Origin of the sequence: Candidatus Cryosericum terrychapinii, from assembly GCF_003570925.1 — a bacterium.
Taxonomy (GTDB): domain Bacteria; phylum Caldisericota; class Caldisericia; order Cryosericales; family Cryosericaceae; genus Cryosericum; species Cryosericum terrychapinii.
This window is the reverse complement of sequence record NZ_QXIS01000006.1, coordinates 105,240-127,681: the sequence shown is the minus strand read 5'-3', so window position 1 is coordinate 127,681 and position 22,442 is coordinate 105,240. Positions and strand designations below refer to the sequence as shown.

At 59.1% G+C, this 22,442-nt stretch carries 24 protein-coding genes and 1 riboswitch; of the genes, 12 read left to right on the top strand and 12 right to left on the bottom strand.

Features of this window, described 5'->3' with window-relative positions; translation table 11 throughout:
• Window positions 1-220: 220 nt before the first annotated feature.
• From SMC7_RS01470 to SMC7_RS01440, 7 genes are all read right to left on the bottom strand, one after another.
• Window positions 221-2,476 (bottom strand): xanthine dehydrogenase family protein molybdopterin-binding subunit, encoded by a 2,256-nt coding sequence (locus SMC7_RS01470; RefSeq protein WP_119088607.1) that lies wholly within the window; start codon window positions 2,474-2,476, stop codon window positions 221-223.
• A 19-nt stretch (window positions 2,477-2,495) separates the two neighbouring features.
• Window positions 2,496-2,729: a MoaD/ThiS family protein gene (locus tag SMC7_RS01465; RefSeq protein WP_119088606.1), complete on the bottom strand. Its 234-nt coding sequence runs from the start codon at window positions 2,727-2,729 to the stop codon at window positions 2,496-2,498.
• Entirely contained in the window at window positions 2,719-3,600 is an 882-nt protein-coding gene (locus tag SMC7_RS01460) for an FAD binding domain-containing protein (RefSeq protein ID WP_119088605.1), read from the bottom strand. The genes SMC7_RS01465 and SMC7_RS01460 overlap by 11 nt, the downstream gene beginning before the upstream one ends.
• A complete protein-coding gene (locus SMC7_RS01455; RefSeq protein ID WP_119088604.1) occupies window positions 3,597-4,436 on the bottom strand; it encodes an XdhC family protein in 840 nt (279 codons plus the stop codon). The genes SMC7_RS01460 and SMC7_RS01455 overlap by 4 nt, the downstream gene beginning before the upstream one ends.
• Window positions 4,436-5,068: an NTP transferase domain-containing protein gene (locus SMC7_RS01450; protein ID WP_119088603.1), complete on the bottom strand. Its 633-nt coding sequence runs from the start codon at window positions 5,066-5,068 to the stop codon at window positions 4,436-4,438. Before SMC7_RS01450 ends, SMC7_RS01455 begins: the two co-directional genes overlap by 1 nt.
• Window positions 5,065-5,538, bottom strand: coding sequence for a (2Fe-2S)-binding protein (locus tag SMC7_RS01445; protein ID WP_119088602.1), 474 nt, complete (start codon window positions 5,536-5,538; stop codon window positions 5,065-5,067). Before SMC7_RS01445 ends, SMC7_RS01450 begins: the two co-directional genes overlap by 4 nt.
• Window positions 5,539-5,616: 78 nt before the next feature.
• Complete coding sequence (locus SMC7_RS01440; protein WP_119088601.1) at window positions 5,617-6,078, bottom strand: RidA family protein; 462 nt, start codon at window positions 6,076-6,078, stop codon at window positions 5,617-5,619.
• A gap of 515 nt (window positions 6,079-6,593) precedes the next feature.
• On the opposite strand from SMC7_RS01440, the gene SMC7_RS01435 reads away from it, so the two are divergent.
• Window positions 6,594-6,872, top strand: a complete 279-nt coding sequence (locus SMC7_RS01435) for an HU family DNA-binding protein (protein ID WP_119084955.1) — start codon at window positions 6,594-6,596, stop codon at window positions 6,870-6,872.
• 70 nt (window positions 6,873-6,942) lie between these two features.
• Here the strand turns inward: SMC7_RS01435 and SMC7_RS01430 are convergent, their stop codons facing one another.
• Window positions 6,943-8,373, bottom strand: coding sequence for a PIG-L deacetylase family protein (locus tag SMC7_RS01430; protein ID WP_119088600.1), 1,431 nt, complete (start codon window positions 8,371-8,373; stop codon window positions 6,943-6,945).
• 111 nt (window positions 8,374-8,484) lie between these two features.
• Between SMC7_RS01430 and SMC7_RS01425 the strand changes: the two genes are divergently transcribed.
• The 3 genes from SMC7_RS01425 to SMC7_RS01415 are packed head-to-tail and all read left to right on the top strand — an operon-like array spanning window position 8,485 to window position 11,548.
• A complete protein-coding gene (locus SMC7_RS01425; protein ID WP_119088599.1) occupies window positions 8,485-9,534 on the top strand; it encodes a M20/M25/M40 family metallo-hydrolase in 1,050 nt (349 codons plus the stop codon).
• On the top strand, window positions 9,515-10,555 hold the full coding sequence (locus SMC7_RS01420) for a M42 family metallopeptidase (protein ID WP_119088598.1): 1,041 nt from the start codon (window positions 9,515-9,517) through the stop codon (window positions 10,553-10,555). The genes SMC7_RS01425 and SMC7_RS01420 overlap by 20 nt, the downstream gene beginning before the upstream one ends.
• Window positions 10,556-11,548 (top strand): M42 family metallopeptidase, encoded by a 993-nt coding sequence (locus SMC7_RS01415; RefSeq protein ID WP_119088597.1) that lies wholly within the window; start codon window positions 10,556-10,558, stop codon window positions 11,546-11,548.
• 175 nt (window positions 11,549-11,723) lie between these two features.
• Here the strand turns inward: SMC7_RS01415 and SMC7_RS01410 are convergent, their stop codons facing one another.
• From SMC7_RS01410 to SMC7_RS01395, 4 genes are read right to left on the bottom strand one after another with little or no spacing between them, the layout of a single operon-like run.
• Complete coding sequence (locus tag SMC7_RS01410) at window positions 11,724-12,665, bottom strand: ABC transporter permease (RefSeq protein WP_119088596.1); 942 nt, start codon at window positions 12,663-12,665, stop codon at window positions 11,724-11,726.
• Window positions 12,662-13,771 (bottom strand): ABC transporter permease, encoded by a 1,110-nt coding sequence (locus tag SMC7_RS01405; RefSeq protein ID WP_119088595.1) that lies wholly within the window; start codon window positions 13,769-13,771, stop codon window positions 12,662-12,664. Before SMC7_RS01405 ends, SMC7_RS01410 begins: the two co-directional genes overlap by 4 nt.
• 18 nt (window positions 13,772-13,789) lie before the next feature.
• Window positions 13,790-15,316: an ABC transporter ATP-binding protein gene (locus SMC7_RS01400; protein WP_119088594.1), complete on the bottom strand. Its 1,527-nt coding sequence runs from the start codon at window positions 15,314-15,316 to the stop codon at window positions 13,790-13,792.
• Window positions 15,317-15,376: 60 nt separating this feature from the next.
• Complete coding sequence (locus SMC7_RS01395; protein WP_119088593.1) at window positions 15,377-16,498, bottom strand: BMP family ABC transporter substrate-binding protein; 1,122 nt, start codon at window positions 16,496-16,498, stop codon at window positions 15,377-15,379.
• Between the two features lie 249 nt (window positions 16,499-16,747).
• A riboswitch (TPP riboswitch) is annotated at window positions 16,748-16,850 on the top strand.
• Window positions 16,851-16,892: 42 nt separating this feature from the next.
• Here SMC7_RS01395 and thiT point away from each other — a divergent pair.
• The 8 genes from thiT (at window position 16,893) to mnmE (ending at window position 22,316) form a co-directional block, all read left to right on the top strand.
• Window positions 16,893-17,444 (top strand): energy-coupled thiamine transporter ThiT, encoded by a 552-nt coding sequence (gene thiT / locus SMC7_RS01390; RefSeq protein ID WP_119088592.1) that lies wholly within the window; start codon window positions 16,893-16,895, stop codon window positions 17,442-17,444.
• Window positions 17,444-18,328: a DMT family transporter gene (locus SMC7_RS01385; RefSeq protein WP_119088591.1), complete on the top strand. Its 885-nt coding sequence runs from the start codon at window positions 17,444-17,446 to the stop codon at window positions 18,326-18,328. Before thiT ends, SMC7_RS01385 begins: the two co-directional genes overlap by 1 nt.
• Window positions 18,329-18,420: 92 nt before the next feature.
• Window positions 18,421-18,558 carry a 50S ribosomal protein L34 gene (gene rpmH, locus SMC7_RS01380; protein ID WP_119088590.1) on the top strand — a complete coding sequence of 46 codons (138 nt, stop codon included), beginning with the start codon at window positions 18,421-18,423 and terminating at the stop codon, window positions 18,556-18,558.
• Between the two features lie 46 nt (window positions 18,559-18,604).
• Window positions 18,605-18,931, top strand: coding sequence for a ribonuclease P protein component (gene rnpA, locus SMC7_RS01375; protein ID WP_119088589.1), 327 nt, complete (start codon window positions 18,605-18,607; stop codon window positions 18,929-18,931).
• Window positions 18,928-19,206 (top strand): membrane protein insertion efficiency factor YidD, encoded by a 279-nt coding sequence (yidD, locus tag SMC7_RS01370; RefSeq protein ID WP_119088588.1) that lies wholly within the window; start codon window positions 18,928-18,930, stop codon window positions 19,204-19,206. The genes rnpA and yidD overlap by 4 nt, the downstream gene beginning before the upstream one ends.
• Window positions 19,184-20,458 carry a YidC/Oxa1 family membrane protein insertase gene (locus SMC7_RS01365; protein ID WP_165845040.1) on the top strand — a complete coding sequence of 425 codons (1,275 nt, stop codon included), beginning with the start codon at window positions 19,184-19,186 and terminating at the stop codon, window positions 20,456-20,458. Before yidD ends, SMC7_RS01365 begins: the two co-directional genes overlap by 23 nt.
• 11 nt (window positions 20,459-20,469) lie before the next feature.
• Window positions 20,470-20,937: a protein jag gene (locus tag SMC7_RS01360; RefSeq protein ID WP_119088586.1), complete on the top strand. Its 468-nt coding sequence runs from the start codon at window positions 20,470-20,472 to the stop codon at window positions 20,935-20,937.
• Window positions 20,938-20,945: 8 nt separating this feature from the next.
• Window positions 20,946-22,316, top strand: a complete 1,371-nt coding sequence (gene mnmE, locus SMC7_RS01355; RefSeq protein ID WP_119088585.1) for a tRNA uridine-5-carboxymethylaminomethyl(34) synthesis GTPase MnmE — start codon at window positions 20,946-20,948, stop codon at window positions 22,314-22,316.
• Window positions 22,317-22,442: the final 126 nt, after the last annotated feature.

Below are 22,442 nucleotides of genomic sequence, written 5' to 3'. Positions count from 1 at the left end.
TATCCTAACTCAAGTTTGAGCACACTATCGTATATTGCAACACTAATGTGTTCACTAATCCGCAGCCGTCGGCCCGCAATAGATGCTCAGGGCCACATCTACGGCCCTCTCGGCCCCTCTTCACACTTCATTTATGGCCCTAGACGCGATGTGCGGTTACATCGACCCTCTTGTTAGACGGCACTCCACCCCCGCGGGTTCCCGATACAGCTTCACCGTCCTACAATCCTGGATGCAGCAGTCGATACAGGCGCTCGGGCGTCGCGGGCAATTGGCGCACCCAGACACCCGTGGCATCGTGGATAGCCAGGGCAACAGCAGGGATGATCGGGACCATCACGACTTCGCCAATGCCTCGCACCCCGAAGGCACTGGTTCCCTCAGGATTCTCCAGGATGATATACTCGTGCTCGGGCACATCCTGGACGGTCGGGATGATATACGTCGAGAAGTTCTTCGTGCGCACCTGCCCCTTTGCGATCAGTGTGTCCTCGAACAAGGCGAACCCCTCGCCCTGCGCAACGCCGCCGTCGATCTGCCCCTCGACCTGCTGCAGGTTGACTGTGCGTCCTGTATCCAGGGCTGTCGCGACCTTGAGCAGGCGGGTTTCACCGGTCAGGGTGTTGACCTCGACCAGCGCTGCCTGTGCGGCGAAGCTGTAGATCCAATGTGGCAGCCCGGCAGCACCTGGAATCTCCCGGTCCGCGGTCGGCCACACAAAGTAGCCCTCCCCGCGCAATGGCGATTCCTGGGCAAACTCCTGAGCCAGCTCCTCATACGTCCGGAAGCCCACCAGCGTCGTCATGCCGCCGTCCTTCGCCTCACAGACCGCATCCGCTCCGGTATGATACTTCGCATCCAGCGCGCCGGCCACCTTGACACCGAAATCGTGGAACGCTGCCGCAATGGCATTCGAGGCTGTGTACGTCGAGCGGGAAGCGGTGGCGGGCCCCGTGTCGACCGAACCTTCGGTCTGGCCAGCGACAATCCGCACCCGCGATGGATGAACGTGCAGCAGGCCTGCTGCCATCTGTGTGAACCCAGTATGTGTGCCCTGGCCATACTCCACAAGACCGATGCGCAGCGTGAAGTTGCCGTCCCGGTCGAGATCGATGTACGCACCGCCATAGTCAGGAATCCCGACCCCGAGTCCGGCTCCCTGCGGAGCCAGCGACAGAGCTACCCCGCGCCGGAGCCATGGTTTGTCTGTCTTCTTGTATTCCTCACGGTGCTGCCACAGGTCCGACTTCTCAATAGCGTCGAGGACGAGGTCCATCGAGACCCCCGTACGCAGGGTATGGCCGATAGGGGAAACCTCCCCCTGGTACAGGACGTTTTTCCGCCGTATCGTGACCGGATCCAGTCCCAGCTTCTCTGCCGCCTCGTCCATGTTGGATTCCAGCGCAAACAGGACCTGCGGAACGCCGAACCCACGGAACGCGCCACAGACACCGTTGTTGGTGAACACGGCCCAGCCCTCGTGGCGCGTGTTGGGGACGCGGTACAGGGACGAAGCATGTTCGAGGGCCAAGTTGAGGATGGGGCCGCCAAGCGACGAGTAGGCCCCCTTGTCCTCGTAGCAGATGACGTCGTTGGCAAGCATTGTACCGTCGTTCTTGAAACCGGTCCTGATGCGCACGATGAACGGATGGCGCTTCCAGCCCGACACCAGCGACTCCTCACGCGAGAGCACAACCTTGACGGGTTTGCCCGTCTTCATGGCAAGTAGTGCAATGCCCCCCTGGATGGTCAGTTCGTCCTTGCCTCCAAAACCACCACCCACTGGGTTGCTGTAGACATGGATCATCCGGGGATTCATCCCCAGGATACGGGCAAGCTGCAGCTGGTCACGGAACGCATACTGAGAACCCGCATACATCGACAGCGAGCCGTCGGCTTCCGGCACCGCCACACCAGATTCGGTCTCCAGCGCCGTATGAGCCTGACGTGGCGTCCGGTATTCGTGCTCGATGACCACATCCGCTTCACGGAGGCCCTGCTCCACGTCACCCTTCGTGATGAGGGTATGCAGGCAGACGTTGCCCTTGTCATGGACCTTGGGGGCATCAGGCTTCAGCGCTTCGATGGGGTCGTCGACAACGGGCAGGACCTCGTACTCCACCTCGACCAGAGCCGCCGCCTGTTCGGCGATGCGTTCGGTCGTTGCAGCCACCAGCGCCACAGTATCCCCCATGTACCGTACCTTGTCCCCGCAGATGACCGGCATGTCGGGATTAACGATCCCGAACCCGTTGAACCCGGTCACGTCTGCCGCCGTCAGCACCGTGACGACGCCGTCCAGCGCCATTGCCTTGCTGATATCGACGCTTTTGACCAGGGCATGCGGGTACTTGCTGCGCACAAACCACGCATACAGCATCCCCGGAAATGAGAGGTCGGACATGTACGCCGTGGTGCCGCACGCCTTGCCCTGTGCGTCGACCCTGGCGATCTGCTCGAAATGGATATCGTCCATCACATCACTCCTTTCACGCTCAGCCACCACCGATAGGGGCCGCAAACACCAGCTCGTCGCCGTCCTGAAGGACATACTCCTCATACACGCGCTTGCCCTTCAGAATGAGAATGAGGTACGCCAGTTCCGGGCCCTTGATCCCAAGCTGTCTCACGATCTCCCCGGCCGTCGTTCCTGCAGGGAGTTCCAGCTCGTATTCGGGCGTGTCGTGGTACTGCTTGTAGTCCTGAAAGAGCTTGATCTTAACGTTCATGCCAGCAGGAGGCAAGCGCTTCGTAGGCGGCCTCGGCAAGAAGCCCGACGACGGCTTCCTTGCGATAGACGGCAGTTGCTCTCAGGTCATCGATGGGCGCTACTTCCTTCCAGGCCATCTGGGCCGCGCCGCGAATGGCGTCCCATGACAGGAGCGGAGGAAGTTGACAGAACATCTGCTCGGTCTTGTGTGCCCGGACCACAGTCGGCGCGACCGAGCCGAAGGCGATGCGAGCCTCCACGATGCGCCGGTCGCCGCCGATCCTGAAGTAGAAGGCCACGTTGGCAGTGGAGATCGTCATCGCCTGCCGTGCACCCAGCTTGCCAAAGGCGCTCAGTTCACCTGGCCCCGTCGCAGGGAAATGGAACTCCGTCACGAGTTCCTCTGCGGCAAGCACGGACCGTCCCGGCCCCGTGAAGAAGTCGATGATGGGAACCTCCCGCGTGCCCGTCCGGCTGGTGATGGACACGACGGCATCGAGGACGATGAGCGCCGGGATCGTGTCACCTGCGGGTGACGCGTTGGCCACGTTGCCGCCGATCGTCCCCATGTTGCGAATCTGGGGACCGCCAACCCGTGAAGCCGCCAGGGCCAGCGCAAGGCCGTGCTGGCGCACGATGGGAGAAGCGCTGAGGTCCGCATGGGTGGCACCGGCCCCTACGTGGACGACACCTGACTCCTCACGCACGAAGCGGAGCTCAGCCACGTGGGAGAGGTCGACGATAATGTCTTCCTTGACAAGCCCTTCCTTGAGACGCACCGTCATGTCCGTGCCGCCGGACAGGAAGCGCTTGCGTGGTCCGAACTGTTCCGCCAGTTCCAGCGCTTCCTTCAGGTCGTGTGCTGCATGGTACTCGAGTTCCTTGATCATGGTTTGCTCTCCAGCAGTCCAATGATGTTCGCCCTGTTCTTCATCGAATCGGCCAGGGTGTGGTCGTGACGCGCGGCCACGAGTTCAGTGCAGATGGCAAGTGCTATTTCCTCGGCAGTCTGGCCGCCGTGGTCGATGCCGACTGGGGCATACACGTGCGCAAGAGCTTCTCTGCCAATTCCTGCGATCTCAAGGCGTCGGAAGATCTCAAGCGTCTTCGACCGGGAACCGATCATCCCGACGTACCGGTTCTCCAGCTTGCGCTCCAGAAGTGCCTGCAGTACTCGCTCGTCGCTCACGTGCTTGTCCGTGAGAATGACATGGTACCCTTGCGGGCCATAGGCGGTTGTCTGAACCAGTTCTACAAAATCGCCGGTCAGGAAGTGGTGTGCGTCGGGGATACGACCAGGGGTGGCAAACTCCGGCCGATCGTCCAGCACCGTCACTTCGAAACCGACAAGAGACGCGAATGTCGCCAGAAAGCGGCCGACATGTCCGGCACCATAGATATATAGAAGCGGACGACTGCCCACGTACTCGATGTACAGCGTGACCCTACCGCCGCACAGCATGCCGAGGCTGTCCTTGCCGTCCTGGCTCAGGTCGAAGGTGACGATGCGTGACTTTCCTTCGGCAATGGCATCGCGAGCGGCCCCCAGAACAGTAAGTTCCAGTTTGCCTCCACCGACAGTCCCGTGCTGGGTGCCGTCGGGCAGGACAACCATCTTGAAGCTGGTCCGCCCAGGAGAAGAGCCCTGGGCGTCAATGACGGTACAGACGGCGAACTCATGACCCTCCTGTTCGAGCTTTGCTACGTATTGATAGGTAGAATCCATCAGACCTCCTTAGTGGACGTTCCCACAGATTTGAGACATTCCAGGACACGGCCATACTCGTCAGGTGTATCCATGTCCAGCAGCATGCCACGGTCCTCGACGGGAACCAGTTTCGTGGTGGACGCATGGAGCGTCATGAACTGCCGCAACGTGGAATGCTCCGACATCGCAAGCAGTTCCGGGACACACCGCCCGCTGATCGCAACGGGATGACCTTGTTGTCCCCCGCACGACGGCACGGCGACGTCGACCCCTCCCGCGCATACCACGTCTTTCACGGCAATTGCGGTTTCGGGCAGAATGAGGGGGATGTCCCCGGGAAAGATCAGGACGACATCGGCGCCCGTGACCCGCCGCAGCCCAGCCTGAATCGAGACGAACATGCCTGGATCGTAGGGCACGCCCTCCGCCACTTCCACCCGCCCTTCGGCGCCAAGGCTTCGCGCCGCCTGTTCCACCGCGGTCCTTGTCACTTGATCGTGCAGCCCGATGACGATGACGACGCTGTCACAGGCAGCGAGCGCAGCTGCAATAACGCGACCAACAACCGTCCCAGAGCCAAGCGGCAATGTCAGCTTGTTCGAACCCATCCTGTCGGCATGTCCAGCCGCCAGAACGACTGCTGCAGTCATTCGCGGCCCCGACTTGCCTTCTGCACCGCAGCAACGATCTTCCTGTAGCCTGTGCAGCGGCAAAGATTCCCCTCCAAAGCAGTCTCTATCTCTGCTTCCGATGGATGGGGGTTCAGGGCGAGCAGTGCCTCTGCGGACATAACCATCCCTGGTGTGCAGAAACCACACTGGACGGCTCCCTCTTCGACGAACGCCTGTTCCAGCGGCGACGGCTTGCCGCCCTCCGCCAACCCCTCGATCGTCGTGATGATTGCTCCTTCCGCCTGCACCGCCAGCACAAGGCAACTGGTGACCGAACGGCCGTTCATGATGACCGTACAAGCACCACACTCACCCTTGTTGCAGCCGATCTTGGTCCCGAGAAGTCCCAGGTCCTCCCGCAGGACTTCGGCGAGTGTCCTGCTGGTCTGTGTCGTGACGTGATACTCCGTGCCGTTGACCTTCATGGCAACACGTATCTCACTGATCATCGTGGTTACCCCCTGAACAGGCTCGATAATAATGCTGGGCGTCGCTTCAACGCAGGCTCCCGACTGTCGATGATCGTATCAGGGCATGATCTCCGCGACGAACGCCACCTCGACGGGCGCATTCGTGGGAAGGGATGCGACACCAACGGCGAAGCGCGCGTGGCGACCGGCATCGCCAAAGAGCGCGACAAGCAGGTCGGAAGCACCATTGATCACCTTGGGCACTTCCGCATAGTCCAGAGCCGCCTGCACGAATCCCTGCACCATCGCGATGCCCTTGACGCGGTCCAGCGTGCCGATGACGCTCTTCAGAGCAGCGAGACCGTTGATGGCGCAGATGCGGGCAAGATCATAGGCTTCCTGGGTTGTGATACCTTCTCCGACACGCCCGGTCTGTTTGATACGGCCACTCACACTCGGCAGCATTCCCGACACGAACGCAAGGTTGCCGGTGAGCTTGACCAGAACGTAACTGCCAACGGGTGCCGTCGCCTCTGGCAATATGATACCCAGCTCTGCAAGCTTCTCATCTATCGCCATACATACCTCCCGATACGATGTAGACAACTTCTCATGCATAGTATACACACAACATGGCGCTTGCCATGTCCAGATTTGTCGTCGGACTGTCAGCATCCCAGGGAGCACCATCCAGCCGCCGTGGATGGCTGGCGCTCCCATGAGTGGTGGCTATGTCCTCGTCGTCATTACGTCATCACGCACAAACAACCTTGAGGGGGCCCGGGCTGACCCGACACGACCAATTTCAGGGTGTCTGACCTGTCGTTCTTTCAAATTTCCTCGGTCAATCTTGACAAATCCGGTGGAAGATTCGGCTTATCCAGCATGAGGGGCAACTTTCCCGCCACATCCACCAACTGCAGTCCAGGACTTCGTATCACCACGCGGTGATGTCCCATCGTAGGCGCGTTTCGCTGTCATCTCTCATGAAAAGTGACTATGACGCTACCCGATTTTGCCAAAATGTGCTATACTACACGTGTACCTTCCCAGTCGCGGGGAAAAGCGCGATAAAAAACAAGAAAGGAGATCGCATGAACAAGGGAGAACTTGTAGCCAGAATCGCTGACATGACGAAGATGACCAAGAAGGAATCCGAGGTCATGGTTAATGCGTTCATGGATGCCGTCAAGGAAGCCATGAAGAAGAACGACAAGGTCGCACTCGTTGGGTTCGGCACCTTCGGCGTCAAGGAGCGCAAGGCTCGCAAGGGCGTCAACCCCAAGACCCTCAAGGCCATCACCATTCCGAAAAAGAAGGCCCCCTTCTTCAAGCCCGGCAAGGCTCTGAAGGACGCCATCGCCAAGAAGTAGTATTCTCTGGCATAGAAAAACAGAAGCGGCGCGCAAGCGCCGCTTCATTGTTGTCGGGCCGCCGCTTCTCTCACGAAACGGCTGGTGCGATGCCAATCCAGACCATTCTACTGCGCGTCAGATCGACGCGCCCCGGCCCTTTCTCAATACGGAGGAAAAACCCTTGGAGGCGCGCGCCTGTCAACGCATTGTCGAACGTCAGACTGATCGTTGTCCCATCATGGCTGACTGTGGTAGTAACGGGCTTCGCAGTCGGATGTTCCAGATCCGACACCTCAGCAGTTGCCCCGCCTCCACGGTAGATGACGTGGAGCTTTGGCGCAGAGTCGAAGCCGCCGCCCGCCGGGACTGGAAACAGGAACAGCTCCATCTCCTCGAGCCGATTGAGCACGCGACCCATTTCCAGCGAGAGTTGGAGACCACCAGCGCCATCCGTCACGGAGAACGTCTGAATGACGGGGCGATCCTCGTCCCCCACCCGGTTGACTGGGAAAAAGAACTGGGCCGTCCGGACTGCATCCGTGCGATCATTCAGGTCGGCAGGAGCCAGAAACACCTCGGTCCGGCGGGCAAATGCGACCAGGGTTGCGATCGGAAGAAGCTCCGAGGCGTGCGCCTTGATCGCACTCGTCTTGATATCGACCTCCTGCGGAGTGAGATGGACGACCTCCTGACGCAGACCCAGGACCCGTGCAGCTGGAGGAGCATAGGCATCGACGAACGGCGCGTATCGCAGGGGCCTTGGCCATCCCGTAACGTGAACGACATACTCCAGACGCTGCGGAGAGAGATGCAGGTCGGCAAGGGCGGCAGTGACGAACAGCTCGGTCGCCCGGTGGTCAGGGTGGTCGTCGATCAGGTTCGGATAGGCGACAATCGTCGGCCGGAACGACGTCATAACCTGCTCCAGGTCGGTGAGGAGGTTCATAGCGGTCTGTGGCTGGCCTGCGACTGCGGATTCCACATAGGGGACCGACGTCGCGTTTGTGAGGCCGCTCCGATACGGCTTCGATGTCCATATATTCATGAAGATGTCCGACAGGCCTCCGTCAGGATACCCAAGGAAAATGAGGTCATTCGAACTCAGACCGAGCACGTGTGCTGCAACCATCGCCTCCTGCATTCTTTTGTGACCGATGTCCCGAAACTGTGCGGGTGTGACTGCCACCGTCCTCCAGAACAACGGCGGACCCACAATATTGTGATCGCCTGCCGTCATCCACAGCACACGAACCTGTGCTCCTGCCTTCAGAGCGTGCTGAATGAGACCGGAGCATGCTATGGACTCATCGTCTGGATGAGGAGATACGACCAGCACTCGATCCGCCTTCGTCATCGTCACGTCTGTTTGAACAACGGGCGCGACTACCGACGGAAAACGTGCCATGATGTATGCAGAGGCGAACATGGCAGCACTGAGAATGAGTGCAGCCACCGCTGTCGCAATGTGCCGGTTGCCAGGGCTCTTCTCGTAGGGTATCGTGTCAGTCTGTCTCCTCATTGCAGTCCATTCTAGTACGGCAAACGACGTGGTCAAGCCATCGCGCGAAGCCGGCTTTGACGTTCTGTTCGTTTGCCGTACAATAGTCTGGTTACCCGAAAGGAGACGAACATGCACAAGCTTGTAGAGCAGTTGACAAGCGCCTATGCGGTTTCAGGAGACGAACGCCGTCTCCATGACATCCTGCACAGCGCACTCGACGGCATCGCCGACGAGATTCACGACACCCCCCTTGGCAATCTTATCGCCGTCCGCAGGGGTCGGTCAAGTGAACACTCTATCCTCTTCGCCGCACACCTGGATGAGGTGGGCGCCTGGGTGACAAGGATCAACGACAAGGGCTTTCTCGGCATCCATTGCCGCTCGATCGACGGGCGCGTCTGGCCGGGACTGCAGGTCATCGTCCATGGCACAGAACCTCTGCCCGGTATTATCGGACTCAAGCCGGTCCACGTCATGTCGCACGACGAAATGGACAAGCCGGTTGCTGCAGATGATCTCTGGATCGATATCGGACTTCCACGTGAGCAGGTCGTCACAATGGTCCCCATTGGCTCCACAGTCACGTTCAAGGCCGGCATCAGCAAACTCATGAACGAGCGCTTCGCGGGAAAGACACAGGACGACCGCCTCTGTGGCGTGGCTCTGGTGGAAGCCCTCGAACTGCTGAAGGATATGACGCTGCCGTATGATGTTGTCATGGCCTTCACCGTCCAGGAGGAGATCACCGGGAATGGTGCCTGGACCAGCGGCTACTTCGCGCATCCAGACGTCGGTATCGCCGTCGACGTCACGCATGCCGACACCGACGGTGTTCCTGAGCACAAGACCATCCCTCTCGGCGGCGGTCCAGGCGTCGCTGTCGGCCCTGTCGCCAATGACCATGTCCTCGAACTGATTCGGAGAAGAGCCAAGGCAGTCGAGATCCCCACCAGCGAAGAACCCTGCATGTCATATTCCGGCACTGATGCGGACGCGTTGCAGCTTGTTGGCTCCGGCATTGCCACTGGTGTCCTGAGCATTCCGCTGCGCTACATGCACTCCCCCGTCGAAACCGCCGACCAGGTTGACGTCGACAGGACAGCGAGACTCGTTGCCGAGGTCGCGAAGGGCTTCGACGCGGCGTTCATAGGAGAACTGTATGGAACAGACGCGCATTGAGCTGCTGAAGAAGCTCACCGAAGCACGCGGCATCTCGGGGCACGAAGACGAGGTCGCAGCCATTCTCAGAGCCGAGCTTGAGGGTCACGTCGACCGGTTCGAGCGTGACTCCATCAAGAATCTGTTCGCAATCAAGGGCATGGGCAGACCGGGACCCAACGTCATGCTGAACGCGCACATGGACGAGGTTGGTCTCTATGTGACCCGCATCACCAAGGAAGGATACCTGCACATCGGCAAGGCCGGCGGCATCGACGACCGGCTGCTGCTGGGCAAGAAGGTGCTGGTAGGCAAGGACCGCCTCTCAGGCGTAACATCCATCAAGGCCGTGCATCTGTCCACCCGCGAAGAAATCGAGACCACCGTTGTCAAAGCCGACGACATCGTCGTCGATATCGGCGCCAAGTCGGACAAGGAGTTGGCGGGCAAGGTGACCGTCGGTGATCAGATCACGTTCGACACGGCGTTCGGAACATTCGGCGACGGGTATCTGGTCGGCAAGGCGTTTGATGACCGCGTCGGTTGCGCCATCGTGGCTGAGCTGCTCAAGATGGATTGGCCCTTCCCCGTCATCGGGATGTTCTCGGCACAGGAAGAAGTGGGAACAAAAGGAGCCATGGTCGGAGCGTGGCGATACCCACCTGACATCAGTATTACCGTCGAGGGCACCATCGCGGCCGACATTGGTGAGGTCAAGGACTACCAGGAGGTCACCAGCCTGGGTGCCGGAACAGTTCTCACCATCAAGGACGGCGGCATGATCACGGACCACCGGCTTCGCAACCAGCTGATCGAGGTCGCGAAGGCGAACGGGCTTCCCTGGCAGTTCAAGCGCATACCGGCAGGTGGCACGGATGCTCGCAGCATCCAGCTCACCAAGTCGGGTGTGCGGGCACTCGCAGTCGCCGTTCCTTCGCGCTATATCCACTCTCCCGTGTCGCTCATCAAGGTCTGCGACTATGAAAACACCGTATCACTTCTTTCAAAGTTCCTGGCACAACTTGCCACCACGGAGGCATAGATGAATGAACTTATCCGGACATTGACACAGACTTGGGGACCAACCAGCTACGAAGAGGGCATTCGCGGCGTCATCACGCGCGAACTCGATTCTCTGCATGTAGACTGCAGGGTGGACGCGCTCGGGAACCTGATCTACTGCATCCGCGCTCCAGGAAAGCCAAAGCTGCTGTTATCAGCCCACATGGACCAGATCGGTATCATCGTCACACACGTCGACAAGGACGGATTCCTTCGCTTCGGCGCGGTCGGCGGGCTTGACCCATACAAGGTCCTGGGGCACCGCTTCGTCTTCGCAAACAGCACCGTCGGCGTTGCAGCCGTGGAAAGCAAGGAACACAAGACGCTTGAGCATCTGACACTGGACAAGCTGTTCCTTGACATCGGCGCAGCGTCGAAGGATGACGCTCTCCTGCATGTCGCCGTCGGCGATTTCGCAGTCTACGCAGGCGACTGTGTGCAGGTGGGTAACCGCGTGACCTCTGCGGCACTCGACGACCGTATCGGCTGCTACGTCCTCATGGAGGCCCTCAGGGCCGTAGTGGGGAAGGATCTGAACTACGAGACATATGCCATGTTCAGCGTGCAGGAAGAGATCGGCATCAGGGGCGCCAAGGTCGGCGCATGGGGTGTCCAGCCGGACCTCGCCATCGCTCTGGACGTCACTGCCTGGGGTGATACCCCGGAAAGCTACGTTCTGGACATCGCTCTGGGCAAGGGACCCGCCATCAAGGTCAAGGACGCCGGGATGGTCGCGACGCCTGTCGTCCGTGACCTGCTCATCGAGGCTGCAAAGACCCACGGTATCCCGTTTCAGCTGGAGGTCCTCCAGGGGGGCACGACCGACGCAGCCGCCATCCAGACCATAGCCAATGGTGTCCCTACCGGCGTCATCAGCATCCCTGACCGCTACGTCCACAGCGCCAGCGAAATGGTCGACCTCGGCGATGTCGAAGGCTGCATCAAGCTCCTGGTCGCCGTCCTTCTGAAGTAGCAGCGTAGTGCCTCCAAGGCATGATCTCGGTCACGCTCACCGTGGAGGACAAGCCCCTGACCTTCCTATTCTCGCCGGCAATATCCTGACAGGTGTCCCTGGATAGACCGAACCGGCAGCCGCAATGGGCTGCCGGTTCGCATGGATCCTGATGTCTCAGGTTCAGAGACGCCCTCTACTTCTCCTCGCGTGCATAGGGTATCCCCAGTTCCTTTGGCGTCCCGACGTGACGCACACGGACGATGAGGGTTGCCACGATGATGACCGCGAAGGTCGTTACATAGGGCAACATCGACAGCAAAGCGCTGTTGATATAGGTGCCCCCCGCCTGAAGTTGAAGCTGCATGGCTTCGATGCTCCCAAACAAGAACCCTCCGACGAGAGCATTGAAGGGATTCCACATGGCGAAGACCACGAGAGCAACGGCAATCCACCCCTTGCCCGACGTGATACCGTTGAGCCAGTACGGGTGGATACAGCACGTGATGTACGCTCCTCCCGCGCCCGCAAGTGCTCCTCCCAGGATAGTCCAGAAGTAGCGCGTGCCCGCCACGTTGATACCCATAGCGTCTGCAGCCTTGGCATTTTCGCCGACAGCCCTCAGGTTGACACCCACCTTCGTCTTGAACAGCAGGAACCAGAACAGCGCGACCAGGATGTAGCCGGCATAAACGATCAGGTCCTGGCTGAAGAGAATCGGGCCGACGACCGGGATCTGTGACAGCCCGGGAATAGCCATGGGCTTGATGGCGGTCGTGAGACGCTGAGAGACCCAATGGTCGCCATAAAAACTGGTAAGACCCGCCCCGAAGATGGTGAGCGCGAGGCCCGTGACCGTCTGGTTACCACGGAGAGTCACACAGATGAAGGCGTGGATAGCGGCCGCTGCGCCTGCTGCTACCATGCCGAGCAGCAGGCCGATATAGGGATTGCCGGTCTTTATGGCTCCAAGAAACCCGAAGAACGCGCCAATCAGCATCAGTCCCTCGAGTCCAAGGTTCAGCACGCCGCTGCGCTCCGTCAGGACTTCGCCCAGCGTGGGGAGCAGAAGAATCGTCCCCGACTGGATGGCTCCTGCGAGAACCTTGATCAGGATGGTGCCAAAGGTAGGATTCATGCGCCCCCCCGAGCCCTTTCGTCTAAGGCGAGGGGCGTACTCAGCCTCCTCGTCAGGGTGACGCGGTAGTGCGTGATGATCTCTCCTGCCAGCAGGCAGAAGAGGATCGAACTCTCGATCACGCCGACGATGCCGAAGGGGACCCGCATGACGATCTGGATCTGGTAGCCGCCGGCTTCGAGAGCCGCCAGGAGCACCGACACCCCGATGGCAACCAATGGGTCGAGCCCTGCCAGCCATGCCGCGATGATAGCGGTATACCCGTAGTCTGAGTTGATCTCGAGTTGCAGGACGCGCAGCACCGCTGAGGTATGAGCGATGCCGGCCAGGCCGGCAAGTCCTCCTGAGATGACCGCCCCGATGATGACCGTCTTGACCACGTTGATGCCGGCGTATCTGGCTGCGCGCTCATTTTCGCCCAGGACTCTGGCCTCATACCCGAAGCGCGTCTTTCGGATGATGATCCAGACGATCACCGCGGCAGCCACGCCGAAGAACAGCCCGATGTGGAGCCGCGAGGGAGCCGCGATGATACGCGGAAGCTGAGCATTGAGAGCAAAGTTCTTGGACAGGGGAAACCCGTGACTGCCCGGATCGCGCCATGTGCCATACATGAAGAACCACAGAATGTACGAGGCGATATAGTTGAGCAGAAGTGTCGCAATGACCTCGTTGACGTTCCAGTACACCTTGAGAAGTGCGGGGATGACAGCCCACAGTGCTCCTCCAAGGGTGCCGAGCAGCATCATCAATGTCAGCAGCAGCGGCCGGGACATCGTCGCCGGGCCAAACAGCGCCAGATAGGACCCACAAATGGCTCCAATGATGTACTGACCCTTTGCCCCGATGTTGAAAAACTTCATGCGGTAGACCAGGCAAAGCCCGGCCGAGATGAGGATGAGGGGGACCGCGATGACCAGGGTCTCGGAGAAGGTGTAGGCCGACCCGAACGCTCCCTTGACAATGGCTCCATAGACTCTCACGGGATTGACACGGGCAAACAGCATGACGATAGACCCCACGAGGAGGCCAAGCAGGACCGAGCAGATGGGGACCAAGACGCGAAGCCGTACCGGCGTCTTATCGCGTTTCTCAAATCGCAGCATCTCAGACCCCTTTTCCGGTCAAGCCTTGACGCCCACAGCGCCCGCCATCATCAGACCGATCTGTGCAATGTCCACGTGGTGCGCGTCGACGATACCGACGATGCGCCCCTCGTACATCACCGCGACCCGGTCTGCAACCATGAGAATCTCATCCAGATCCTCGCTGATGAGAAGCACGGCCACCCCGTGGTCGCGCTGCTCCAGCAGCGTCTTGCGCACGAACTCGGTAGCACCCACATCGAGGCCGCGGGTCGGGTGTTCTGCAATCAGGAGCCTCGGGTTTTCCTCGATCTCGCGGGCAAGCAGTAACTTTTGCATGTTCCCGCCCGAAAGGACCTTGACTGGCGCATTCTTCAGGGGCACGGCGATGTCGAACTTCTCGATGAGTCCATCAGCATAGGTGCAGGCGGCGCCGTAGTCGATGAATGCCCCTCTGCACATCGGCTGCTGCCTGTACTTCCGCAGCATGGCGTTCTCGACGGTGGAGAGATTCGGCACGAGGCCCACGCCAAGTCGATCGGCTGGTATGTAGTTCACGCCTGCGGATGCCAGCGTGCAGGGGGTCGCGTTGGTCACGTCGATGCCCTCGACCGTGATGTGTCCACTGACGAGATGGCGCAATCCCGTGATACATTCCGCCAGCTCGACCTGCCCATTGCCGGCGACACCGGCGACACCCATGATCTCGCCGCCGTGGACGGTGATGCTCAGCTTGTTGAGTGCCATGGTACCACGGTCATTGTATGCCTGAGCGTCTTCGACCGTGAGAACCTCCCGGCCCTGTTCGATGTCTTTGCGCTCCAGGCGGAACAAGATGTCGCGACCAATCATCATCTTTGCGAGCTCGCGCTCCGTGATGGAAGCCGTATCGACGGTACCCACGAGCCGTCCCTTTCTCAGTACCGTGATGCGGTCGGAAACGGACATGACTTCGTTGAGCTTGTGGCTGATGAAGATGATAGATTTGCCCTCTGACTTCATCTCCCGGAGGATGCCGAACAGTTCCTCGGACTCCTGCGGTGTCAGGACGGCGGTCGGCTCATCCAGGATCAAGATGCGAGCGCCCTTGAACAGTGTCTTGATAATCTCGACACGCTGCTGTTCGCCCACGGAGAGCTGCCAGATCTTGGCATAGGGGTCGACGCGGAAATTGTACTTCTTTGCTATGGCCTCAATCTGGTGGGCCACGGACTTCTTGTCTATGTAGAAACCCTGAGACTCCAGCCCCAGGACGACGTTCTCGATGACAGAGAGAGAAGCGACCAGCATGAAATTCTGATGAATCATCCCGATACTGTGCTTCATGGAATCGAGTGGCGAGCGCAGATTGACGCGTTTTCCCTCGATGGCGATCTCGCCCTCGTCGGGATAGTAGATCCCGTCGAGAACGTTCATGAGCGTTGACTTGCCAGCTCCATTCTCGCCCAGCAACGTATGGATCTCGCCCTTCCGCAATTCGAAGTTCACGTGGTCATTGGCCACGATGCCCGGAAAGCGCTTAGTGATGTTGCCCATGACGAGCATCAGTTGCTCCTGGCCTTCCATCTTTTCCTCCACAGAAAAGAAAGGCTCCCCGGCATTGCGCCGGGGAGCAGCGACTGTTCTCTATGAACCGCTTTTTGGGATGTCGCCGATGACGCCCTGCACGAACCACTGCAGGGTCAACTGGTCAGCGTCGGACATCGTTGTGCCGGCAGGAACCACGGTCACACCCTTCTGGTTGATCATGGGTCCGTCGAACGGTGTGTACTTGCCGTCAAGAATAAGCTGTTTGCGGGTGTTCACGTAGTCGATGACGTCCTGCGGGACAGCCGAGCTGATGGGAGCAAGGGCTACGATACCGTCAGTCATACCTCCCCAGTAGTCACCGCTGGTCCACGTTCCGTCTTCAACAGACTTGACAACCTTGAGATAATAGGGGCCCCAGTTCCAGATGCGGGACGTGAGCACGGACTTGGCTTCCTCCGGCGTCTTCATACCGGCAGCCATGTCCACATCGTAGCCGATACCGTATTTGCCGGCCTTGAATGCCTCATCGAGAGGTGCAGGGGAATCGACGCCGGACACGATGACGTCACAGTTCTTGTAGAGCAGGGACTTGGCCGCATCACCTTCCTTGATGGGGTCGTACCACGAGTTGGTGTAAACGACGGTGACCGTAGCCTCAGGATTAACTTCACGTAGACCGACCGTAAAGGAGTCGACCTCGCGGATGCACTCAGCGATGGAGAATGGCAGGACAAATCCGATCTTGTTGCTCTTGGTCATCTTGCCGGCGACTAGACCGGAAAGGTAATCGGGCTGCTCCAGACGGCCAAAGTACGTTCCAAGGTTGTCGGAACGCTTGTACCCGGACGCGTGCATGAACTTGGTGGCGGGATTGTCCTTGGCCGCGTTCACCATGGCGTCCATGAAGCCGAAGCTGGTGCCGAAGATGAGATCATAACCTGCACTTGCATAATCACGGAAGGTCTTCTCGGACTGAGAACCTTCTGGTATGCTTTCCGCGAAGGTGGTCTCGACGTTCGGGTCATTCTGCTGCACGTACAGACGGCCGTCTTCATGCGCCTGTGAATATCCACCGTCGTTGTGCGGTCCAACGTAGACAAAGGCGACTTTCAGCTTCTTGGCAGGAGGAGTCGGCGTTACCGCCGTCTTGCAGCCGGTCGAACCTACGACGAACGCGATGGCAAGCAGTACAATCAGTGAGATTCTCTGGAACTTCATACTCTCTAGCCTCCCATTACAAGACTGACGTTCTGAAGCACGGTTTCCGCATGTTCCCCTGGTCCAGGCATCTCCCTTTTCCTGCGACACAACCTTCATGCCCGGCACAGTCCCATTCCTTGGTTCACACGCCATTGTACCAACATCACCGTGCAAGTAAAGTCGGGCTCCTGACCTGCCACACGCTGCTCCTTCAGCTGTGAAAACCCTTGCACGACATGGTACCGTTGACTCGGGATGATCAGGCATTATGCTTCTATGGGGTGCCCGAAAGGGCTGAGAGAGTCATACGGCTCAACTCGTTGAACCTGATCTGGGTAATGCCAGCGTAGGGAGACAGAGCAGTATCACGACGCCCCGCAATCTATCACGCATACAGATTGAGGAGGTACCTGTGGAACATTCAGCAGCATCAAAGATTATGACGATACAGGAAATGGCCGAGATGGGAATCGCCGTGGCACTTGGCGTTGCGCTCTCGTATCTTTCAAAAGCAATCTGGTCCATGCCCATGGGAGGAACGCTCGAACTAGGTATTATTCCAGTTCTCTATATCGCGCTCAAGTGGGGATGGCGTGATGGGCTCATAGTCGGTCTTGCCCTTGGGTTGATAACATTGGTCACTGATCCGTGGTTCGTCAATCCTGTGCAGATCCTCCTCGACTACCCCCTGCCGGGGCTCGCACTCGGACTAGCCGGCTTGCCCGTCTTCCGAAAGGGCCAGAACTGGTGGAAAGGGGTTCTGACCGCAGGACTCGTACGCTACGTCTTCCATGTCATATCCGGCTTGGTGTTCTTTGCGTCAGCTGCTCCCAGCTGGCAGTCGCCTCTGCTCTATTCTCTTACCTATAACGCAGCATACGTCGTACCGAGTATTGCCATCTGCATTCTTGTCCTTGTCCCACTCCGCCGAGTGACAGCACTCTGGAGATCGGAAACAGGTTGATGCGCGACCGAAAGGCAGCGCTAGTCAATCTCAGCCTGGTCGGGCTGTTCCTCATCTGGTCGAATACCTTCACGTTCATACGCATCGCGACACGCTCGCTGACGCCGGCCAACCTGGCGATCCTCCGGTTTGCCCTGGTGTGGCCCTTCCTGTTTCTCTTTCCGGGCTTGTACCGGCTGCGCAACCTTCAACGGCGCGACTGGCCCCGCCTGCTTCTCGTCAGCTTCCTCATGGTGGCAGGCTACCATCTTGCCCTCAATGCCGCCGAAACACGTGTGACGGCCAGTGTGGCAGCACTGGCGGCCGGCTTCACCCCCATCCTCACCGGCGTCCTCTCGGCTCTTGTCCTTCGTGAGCGATTGCCGGGGCGACGAGTCGTCGGCCTCGTCGTCTCTCTTGCCGGTCTCGTCGTGCTGGTCCTGGGAATCAATGGACGCGTCGAGCTGACGAGTCTGCTTGGGGTTGTTCTCGCCTTTCTCGCGCCTCTCTCCTGGTCGCTTTCCACGGTGCTGAGCAAACCACTGGTGACGAAATATCGCGGTCTCGATGTCACCATCTGGGGCCTCTTCCTTGGAACGCTGTTCCTGCTGCCCTGGCTTCGCCCCACTTCTCTGGTGTCACAAGTCGTGAGCATGCCGTTCATAACCTGGGCAAGCGTTGCCTATCTCGCGTTCCTGGCGATCCTGCTGGGATATCCCGTATGGTTCAAGGCACTGGAGACGAAGAAGGCGTCCGAGACTGGCATGTTTGTCTACCTCAACCCGCTTATCGGCACCGCGTCAGGCGTCCTGTTTCTTCATGAATTGCTCACGCCGCTAATGATGCTCGGAGCAGCCGGTATTCTTGCCGGACTTGTGATTGCAAATCCGCTTGCAGACAGATGAAGCTCTGTGCCGCTCATGATGCGCGGTCGCTTTGACAACCACGGTCTTTCCGGTATGATATAAAGGACTTTTATCAGTGGAGGTATCGATACATGAGAACTACTTATTCACCTAAGAACCGCAAGCGCAACCGCACCCTCGGTTTCCTGAACCGTATGAGGAGCCCAGGTGGACGCAACGTTCTCGCCCGCAGGAGACTCAAGGGGCGCAAGAAGCTCATCGTCGCATAGGCGTCCTTCCGCTCCGCGGACGGTTGACCTGTTGGTGCAGTAGCAGTTGGCAAAACTGTGGAAACGAATCCCGGGCAGCGTATACAAGAGGGTCTTCGACAACTCGAAGGCCTATCATGGTACGTTCATTGTGGTTTTTGTGTCTCCCGCCCTTACGCATGTGGTGGGGTTCACGGCTTCCCGCAAGGTAGGAGAATCCGTTGAGCGCAACTATGCCAGACGTCTCATGAAAGAAGCGTTTCGGTCGGTCTCGCCCAGCCTCATGCCCGACTTTGCCTATGTCCTGGTGGCTCGCAAGCCTATCGTCGCTTCTTCTGTCGAGGACGTCCGGCATGAGCTGGCACGACTTACGGCCCAGTACCGCCAGCAATGAAAACGGTCGTTACATTCCTGCTGCGTTTCTATCGTCGATTCCTCTCGCCGCTCAAGGGCCCGACCTGCATCTACTACCCAACGTGTTCGGAGTACACGCTCGAGGCTGTCGAGCGATACGGTGTCCTGACTGGGCTGTGGCTCGGCCTCAAGCGTATTCTTCGGTGTCATCCATATCATCGGGGAGGGTTCGACCCTGTACCCGACCTGCACCGTGACTGCGCGCATGCAACTCACACACTGGAGGTTTCCCTTGATTCAGAAAAGCTCCCGTAAGAACACGTACAGACTGCTGCTCGTCGTTATCCTGCTCCTTGGCGTCCTGACGCTTGCCGGCTGTGTCACAACTGCAACTCCGTCGAGCTCTGCTCCTGTATCCGTCGTCGTGTCCCCGCCGGCGAGTCTGGGGCCCAAGGAGAACTTGCAGTTGACCGTCACTGTCCGCAACAACTCTGTTTCGTACATCCGACTGAGGACACTTTCTGTTGTTAGTACTGGTGATCAGCCTGGTTCTGGTCCATTCACGCTCTGGAGTGGCCGGACAGCCGACCTCTCGGCAAAGAAGCTGCTTGGGATTATTCCGACTGAGAAGACCTCGCCCGCTGTCCTCGTTCAACAGAGTCCCATGCTCGTGTTCAATATAGAGAAGATGTTGGATACTGGAATTGGACTGGCAGTCGGCGAATCGAGAACAATCGTCATTCATCTGACGGAGCCAACGGGTGAAAAGGCTGCAATATTGGGAGTATACAAGACCATTGTTCGCGTCTCGTATGAAGACTACGACAACAAGAACAAGCTCACGGAAACGGATGGCACAGGAGTATTCCAGCTGAAGAATAGAACTGTTCTGCCCGTCGGGATCCGCTGGATCATTGAGCAGTTGTATAAGCTGGTCCACAACTACGCGGTCGCTATCATCCTGCTCACCCTCGGACTGAAGCTCATTACCGAGCCGCTCACGCGCATGCAGTTCAAGTCGACGGTCGACATGCAGAAACTCCAGCCTCAGCTCGCCAAGCTCAAGGCAAAGTATCCGAACAAAGAAGACGCCAAGCAACTGAACGAGGAGACGATGAAGTTGTACAAGGACAACAACGTCAACCTGTTCAGTGGGTGCCTGCCACTGCTGGTACAGTGGCCCGTCTTCCTGGCCCTGTTCACTGCTATCAACAACTACTCGCCCTTCAATAGTGCACCATTCCTGTGGGCACCTGCACTCTCCATGACTTCGAGCGGGCTTCCGCTGGCCACTGGGTTCATCATGCCCATCATCGTCGGGGCTTCGACCTATGTGCAATCCATCACGTCCTTCATCCCGGGACAGGACCGGTCTCAGATGGCAATGCTGACGTACTTCATGCCGATCCTTCTTGCATATTGGGCATATAACTTCAGTATCGCACTCGCGCTATACTGGGCACTCTTCTCCCTGTTCTCGGCGGGGCAGCAGTACCTGGTCATCAAACGCCTCACGAAGGGCATGCCCGTCCCGGAACCAGTCGTCAAGAAGTCATCAAAGAAGTAGGAGGCACTACTATGAGGCTTTCCAAACATGCTGAGCAACTGGTCACGGACTTCCTCGTCGATTTCTTCAAGGCACTTGACGAGAACCCTGAGATTCAGGTAGCATATACGGACGGCGACCCGTACATCAATATCACCGGGCTCACCGGAAACGGTACATTCCTTACCAAGGACCAGATGTGCCTGTCCGCCTTGCAGCACATCGCCAATGTCGTCGTGCACAAGGACCGTGAGGGTGCCCCCGGCATCGTCACGGTCGACGTCGACGGATACGTCATGCGCCAGCGCGAGATGCTCAAGCGCATGGCCATCGACGCCGCTCTGCGCGTCAAGCGTGAGAAACAGTCGGTCATGCTCCAGCCCATGAGCGCCAAGGCGCGGCGCATCATCCACGTGACCCTCAAGGACTACCCGGGGATCACGACGCATAGCGAAGGCCGCGACCCGCAGCGCCGAGTCATCGTCGAGCTCACGAGGTAACGGGGGGCATGCCGCACGTTTCGACCATTGCCGCTCTTGCCACCGCTCGTGGCAGCAGCGGCATTGGCATTGTACGACTCAGCGGCCCGGACTCCTGGGCAATCGCCGAACGGCTGACCACAGGTCAGCCCCCACTTGTGGACCGCATGGCCAATCTGCGACGTATCTGCCGTCCATCTACCGGAGAAGTCATGGACCAGGGGATCGTTCTGGCGATGCGCGGCCCTCACTCGTATACAGGCGAGGATACCGTCGAACTGCAGTTGCACGGGAGCCCTCTTCTGCTGGACAGTGTTCTGCAGGCCTGCCTGGAACTTGGGGCCGAGCCTGCCCGCCCGGGGGAGTTCACGTTCCGGGCACTACTGGCAGGCAAGCTGTCCCTTCTACAGGCCGAAGCGGTGCGCGACCTTGTGGGCGCATCGTCTGACGAGGAGCTGTCCCTGGCCAGGAAGTCCCTGTTCACGGATGCGTCTCAACCCTTTCGCGCGGTCCTGAGCCTGATCACAAGATCCCTCGCGGCCGTGGAGGGCCCCGTCGACTTCCCTGACCAGTTCTCGGAGGATGACGAAGCAGGCGCCCTGCATTTGGCCACGCGTCTTGCTGCAGAGACGCACGCAGACATCCAGAAGCTGCTCGCGGACGCGCAGGCAACCACTCGGCTGCGGCGCGGCGTCACAGTCGTGATCGCCGGTGCCACCAATGTCGGCAAGTCCTCCCTGATGAACGCCCTGCTCAAGTACCCGAGAGTCATCGTCTCAGATATCCCGGGGACGACTCGTGACTCGGTCGCGGAGGAGATCCTCCTGGGAAGACAACGGGTTACCCTTGTCGACACGGCCGGCATCGGCAGACCGCCTGCCGGCGCCCTCGACAGCCTCGCAGGTGAACAGGCGGCTCAGTCCATCGAGCACGCGGATATCGTCCTGATCGTCCTCAATGCTGAAACGGGATTGCAGCTGCACGAACGCGACCTTCTCGATCGCGCCCGTTCACTGCCCCATCTCGTGGCCGTGAACAAGATCGACGCCGGACCTGTCCCCGCGGGTCTCGAGGCAGAAGTCGGCGGACCAGTCCTGGGTATCTCCGCTACTGAAGGGACCGAACTCGATGAGCTTACGCACCGCCTGACGGAGATGGTCGAGGCAGCCGCAGGAACGGTCGCAGCCAGCCAGATGGTGACACACCGGCAGGCGGCAGAACTCACGATTGCCGACCGCGCACTGGGCGAGTTCATGAACTCAGCCGCAACAGTCCCGGCAGACGTCCTCGCGTACCTTCTTGGCGAAGCCCGTGAAGCGATGCAACGACTTCTAGGCGAGCACATCGCTCCCGACGAGATCCTCGCAACGGTTTTCAGTACCTTCTGTATCGGCAAGTAGTCAGAGCCCCTATCCTACCACCCAGCAAACCCCCGAACCATGTGGCCGGGAGATTGCATCCGGGAACGTCCAGCGTAGAGCCACGGCTCCAGAGACTGTGTCCAGCCACACGCACGCTGCCTGCAG

Excerpts from the sequence above, each read along its gene's own strand:
- SMC7_RS01410 (WP_119088596.1), bottom strand. The coding sequence starts at position 12,665 with ATGAATCCTACCTTTGGCACCATCCTGATCAAGGTTCTCGCAGGAGCC.
- SMC7_RS01415 (WP_119088597.1), top strand. The coding sequence starts at position 10,556 with ATGAATGAACTTATCCGGACATTGACACAGACTTGGGGACCAACCAGC.
- SMC7_RS01420 (WP_119088598.1), top strand. The coding sequence starts at position 9,515 with ATGGAACAGACGCGCATTGAGCTGCTGAAGAAGCTCACCGAAGCACGC.
- SMC7_RS01440 (WP_119088601.1), bottom strand. The coding sequence starts at position 6,078 with ATGGCGATAGATGAGAAGCTTGCAGAGCTGGGTATCATATTGCCAGAG.
- SMC7_RS01470 (WP_119088607.1), bottom strand. The coding sequence starts at position 2,476 with ATGGACGATATCCATTTCGAGCAGATCGCCAGGGTCGACGCACAGGGC.
- mnmE (WP_119088585.1), top strand. The coding sequence starts at position 20,946 with ATGCCGCACGTTTCGACCATTGCCGCTCTTGCCACCGCTCGTGGCAGC.
- SMC7_RS01395 (WP_119088593.1), bottom strand. The coding sequence starts at position 16,498 with ATGAAGTTCCAGAGAATCTCACTGATTGTACTGCTTGCCATCGCGTTC.
- SMC7_RS01430 (WP_119088600.1), bottom strand. The coding sequence starts at position 8,373 with ATGAGGAGACAGACTGACACGATACCCTACGAGAAGAGCCCTGGCAAC.
- SMC7_RS01360 (WP_119088586.1), top strand. The coding sequence starts at position 20,470 with ATGAGGCTTTCCAAACATGCTGAGCAACTGGTCACGGACTTCCTCGTC.
- SMC7_RS01455 (WP_119088604.1), bottom strand. The coding sequence starts at position 4,436 with ATGGATTCTACCTATCAATACGTAGCAAAGCTCGAACAGGAGGGTCAT.
- SMC7_RS01400 (WP_119088594.1), bottom strand. The coding sequence starts at position 15,316 with ATGGAAGGCCAGGAGCAACTGATGCTCGTCATGGGCAACATCACTAAG.
- rpmH (WP_119088590.1), top strand. The coding sequence starts at position 18,421 with ATGAGAACTACTTATTCACCTAAGAACCGCAAGCGCAACCGCACCCTC.
- SMC7_RS01445 (WP_119088602.1), bottom strand. The coding sequence starts at position 5,538 with ATGATCAGTGAGATACGTGTTGCCATGAAGGTCAACGGCACGGAGTAT.
- SMC7_RS01460 (WP_119088605.1), bottom strand. The coding sequence starts at position 3,600 with ATGATCAAGGAACTCGAGTACCATGCAGCACACGACCTGAAGGAAGCG.
- SMC7_RS01465 (WP_119088606.1), bottom strand. The coding sequence starts at position 2,729 with ATGAACGTTAAGATCAAGCTCTTTCAGGACTACAAGCAGTACCACGAC.
- SMC7_RS01405 (WP_119088595.1), bottom strand. The coding sequence starts at position 13,771 with ATGCTGCGATTTGAGAAACGCGATAAGACGCCGGTACGGCTTCGCGTC.
- SMC7_RS01435 (WP_119084955.1), top strand. The coding sequence starts at position 6,594 with ATGAACAAGGGAGAACTTGTAGCCAGAATCGCTGACATGACGAAGATG.
- yidD (WP_119088588.1), top strand. The coding sequence starts at position 18,928 with ATGAAAACGGTCGTTACATTCCTGCTGCGTTTCTATCGTCGATTCCTC.
- SMC7_RS01385 (WP_119088591.1), top strand. The coding sequence starts at position 17,444 with ATGCGCGACCGAAAGGCAGCGCTAGTCAATCTCAGCCTGGTCGGGCTG.
- SMC7_RS01425 (WP_119088599.1), top strand. The coding sequence starts at position 8,485 with ATGCACAAGCTTGTAGAGCAGTTGACAAGCGCCTATGCGGTTTCAGGA.
- SMC7_RS01450 (WP_119088603.1), bottom strand. The coding sequence starts at position 5,068 with ATGACTGCAGCAGTCGTTCTGGCGGCTGGACATGCCGACAGGATGGGT.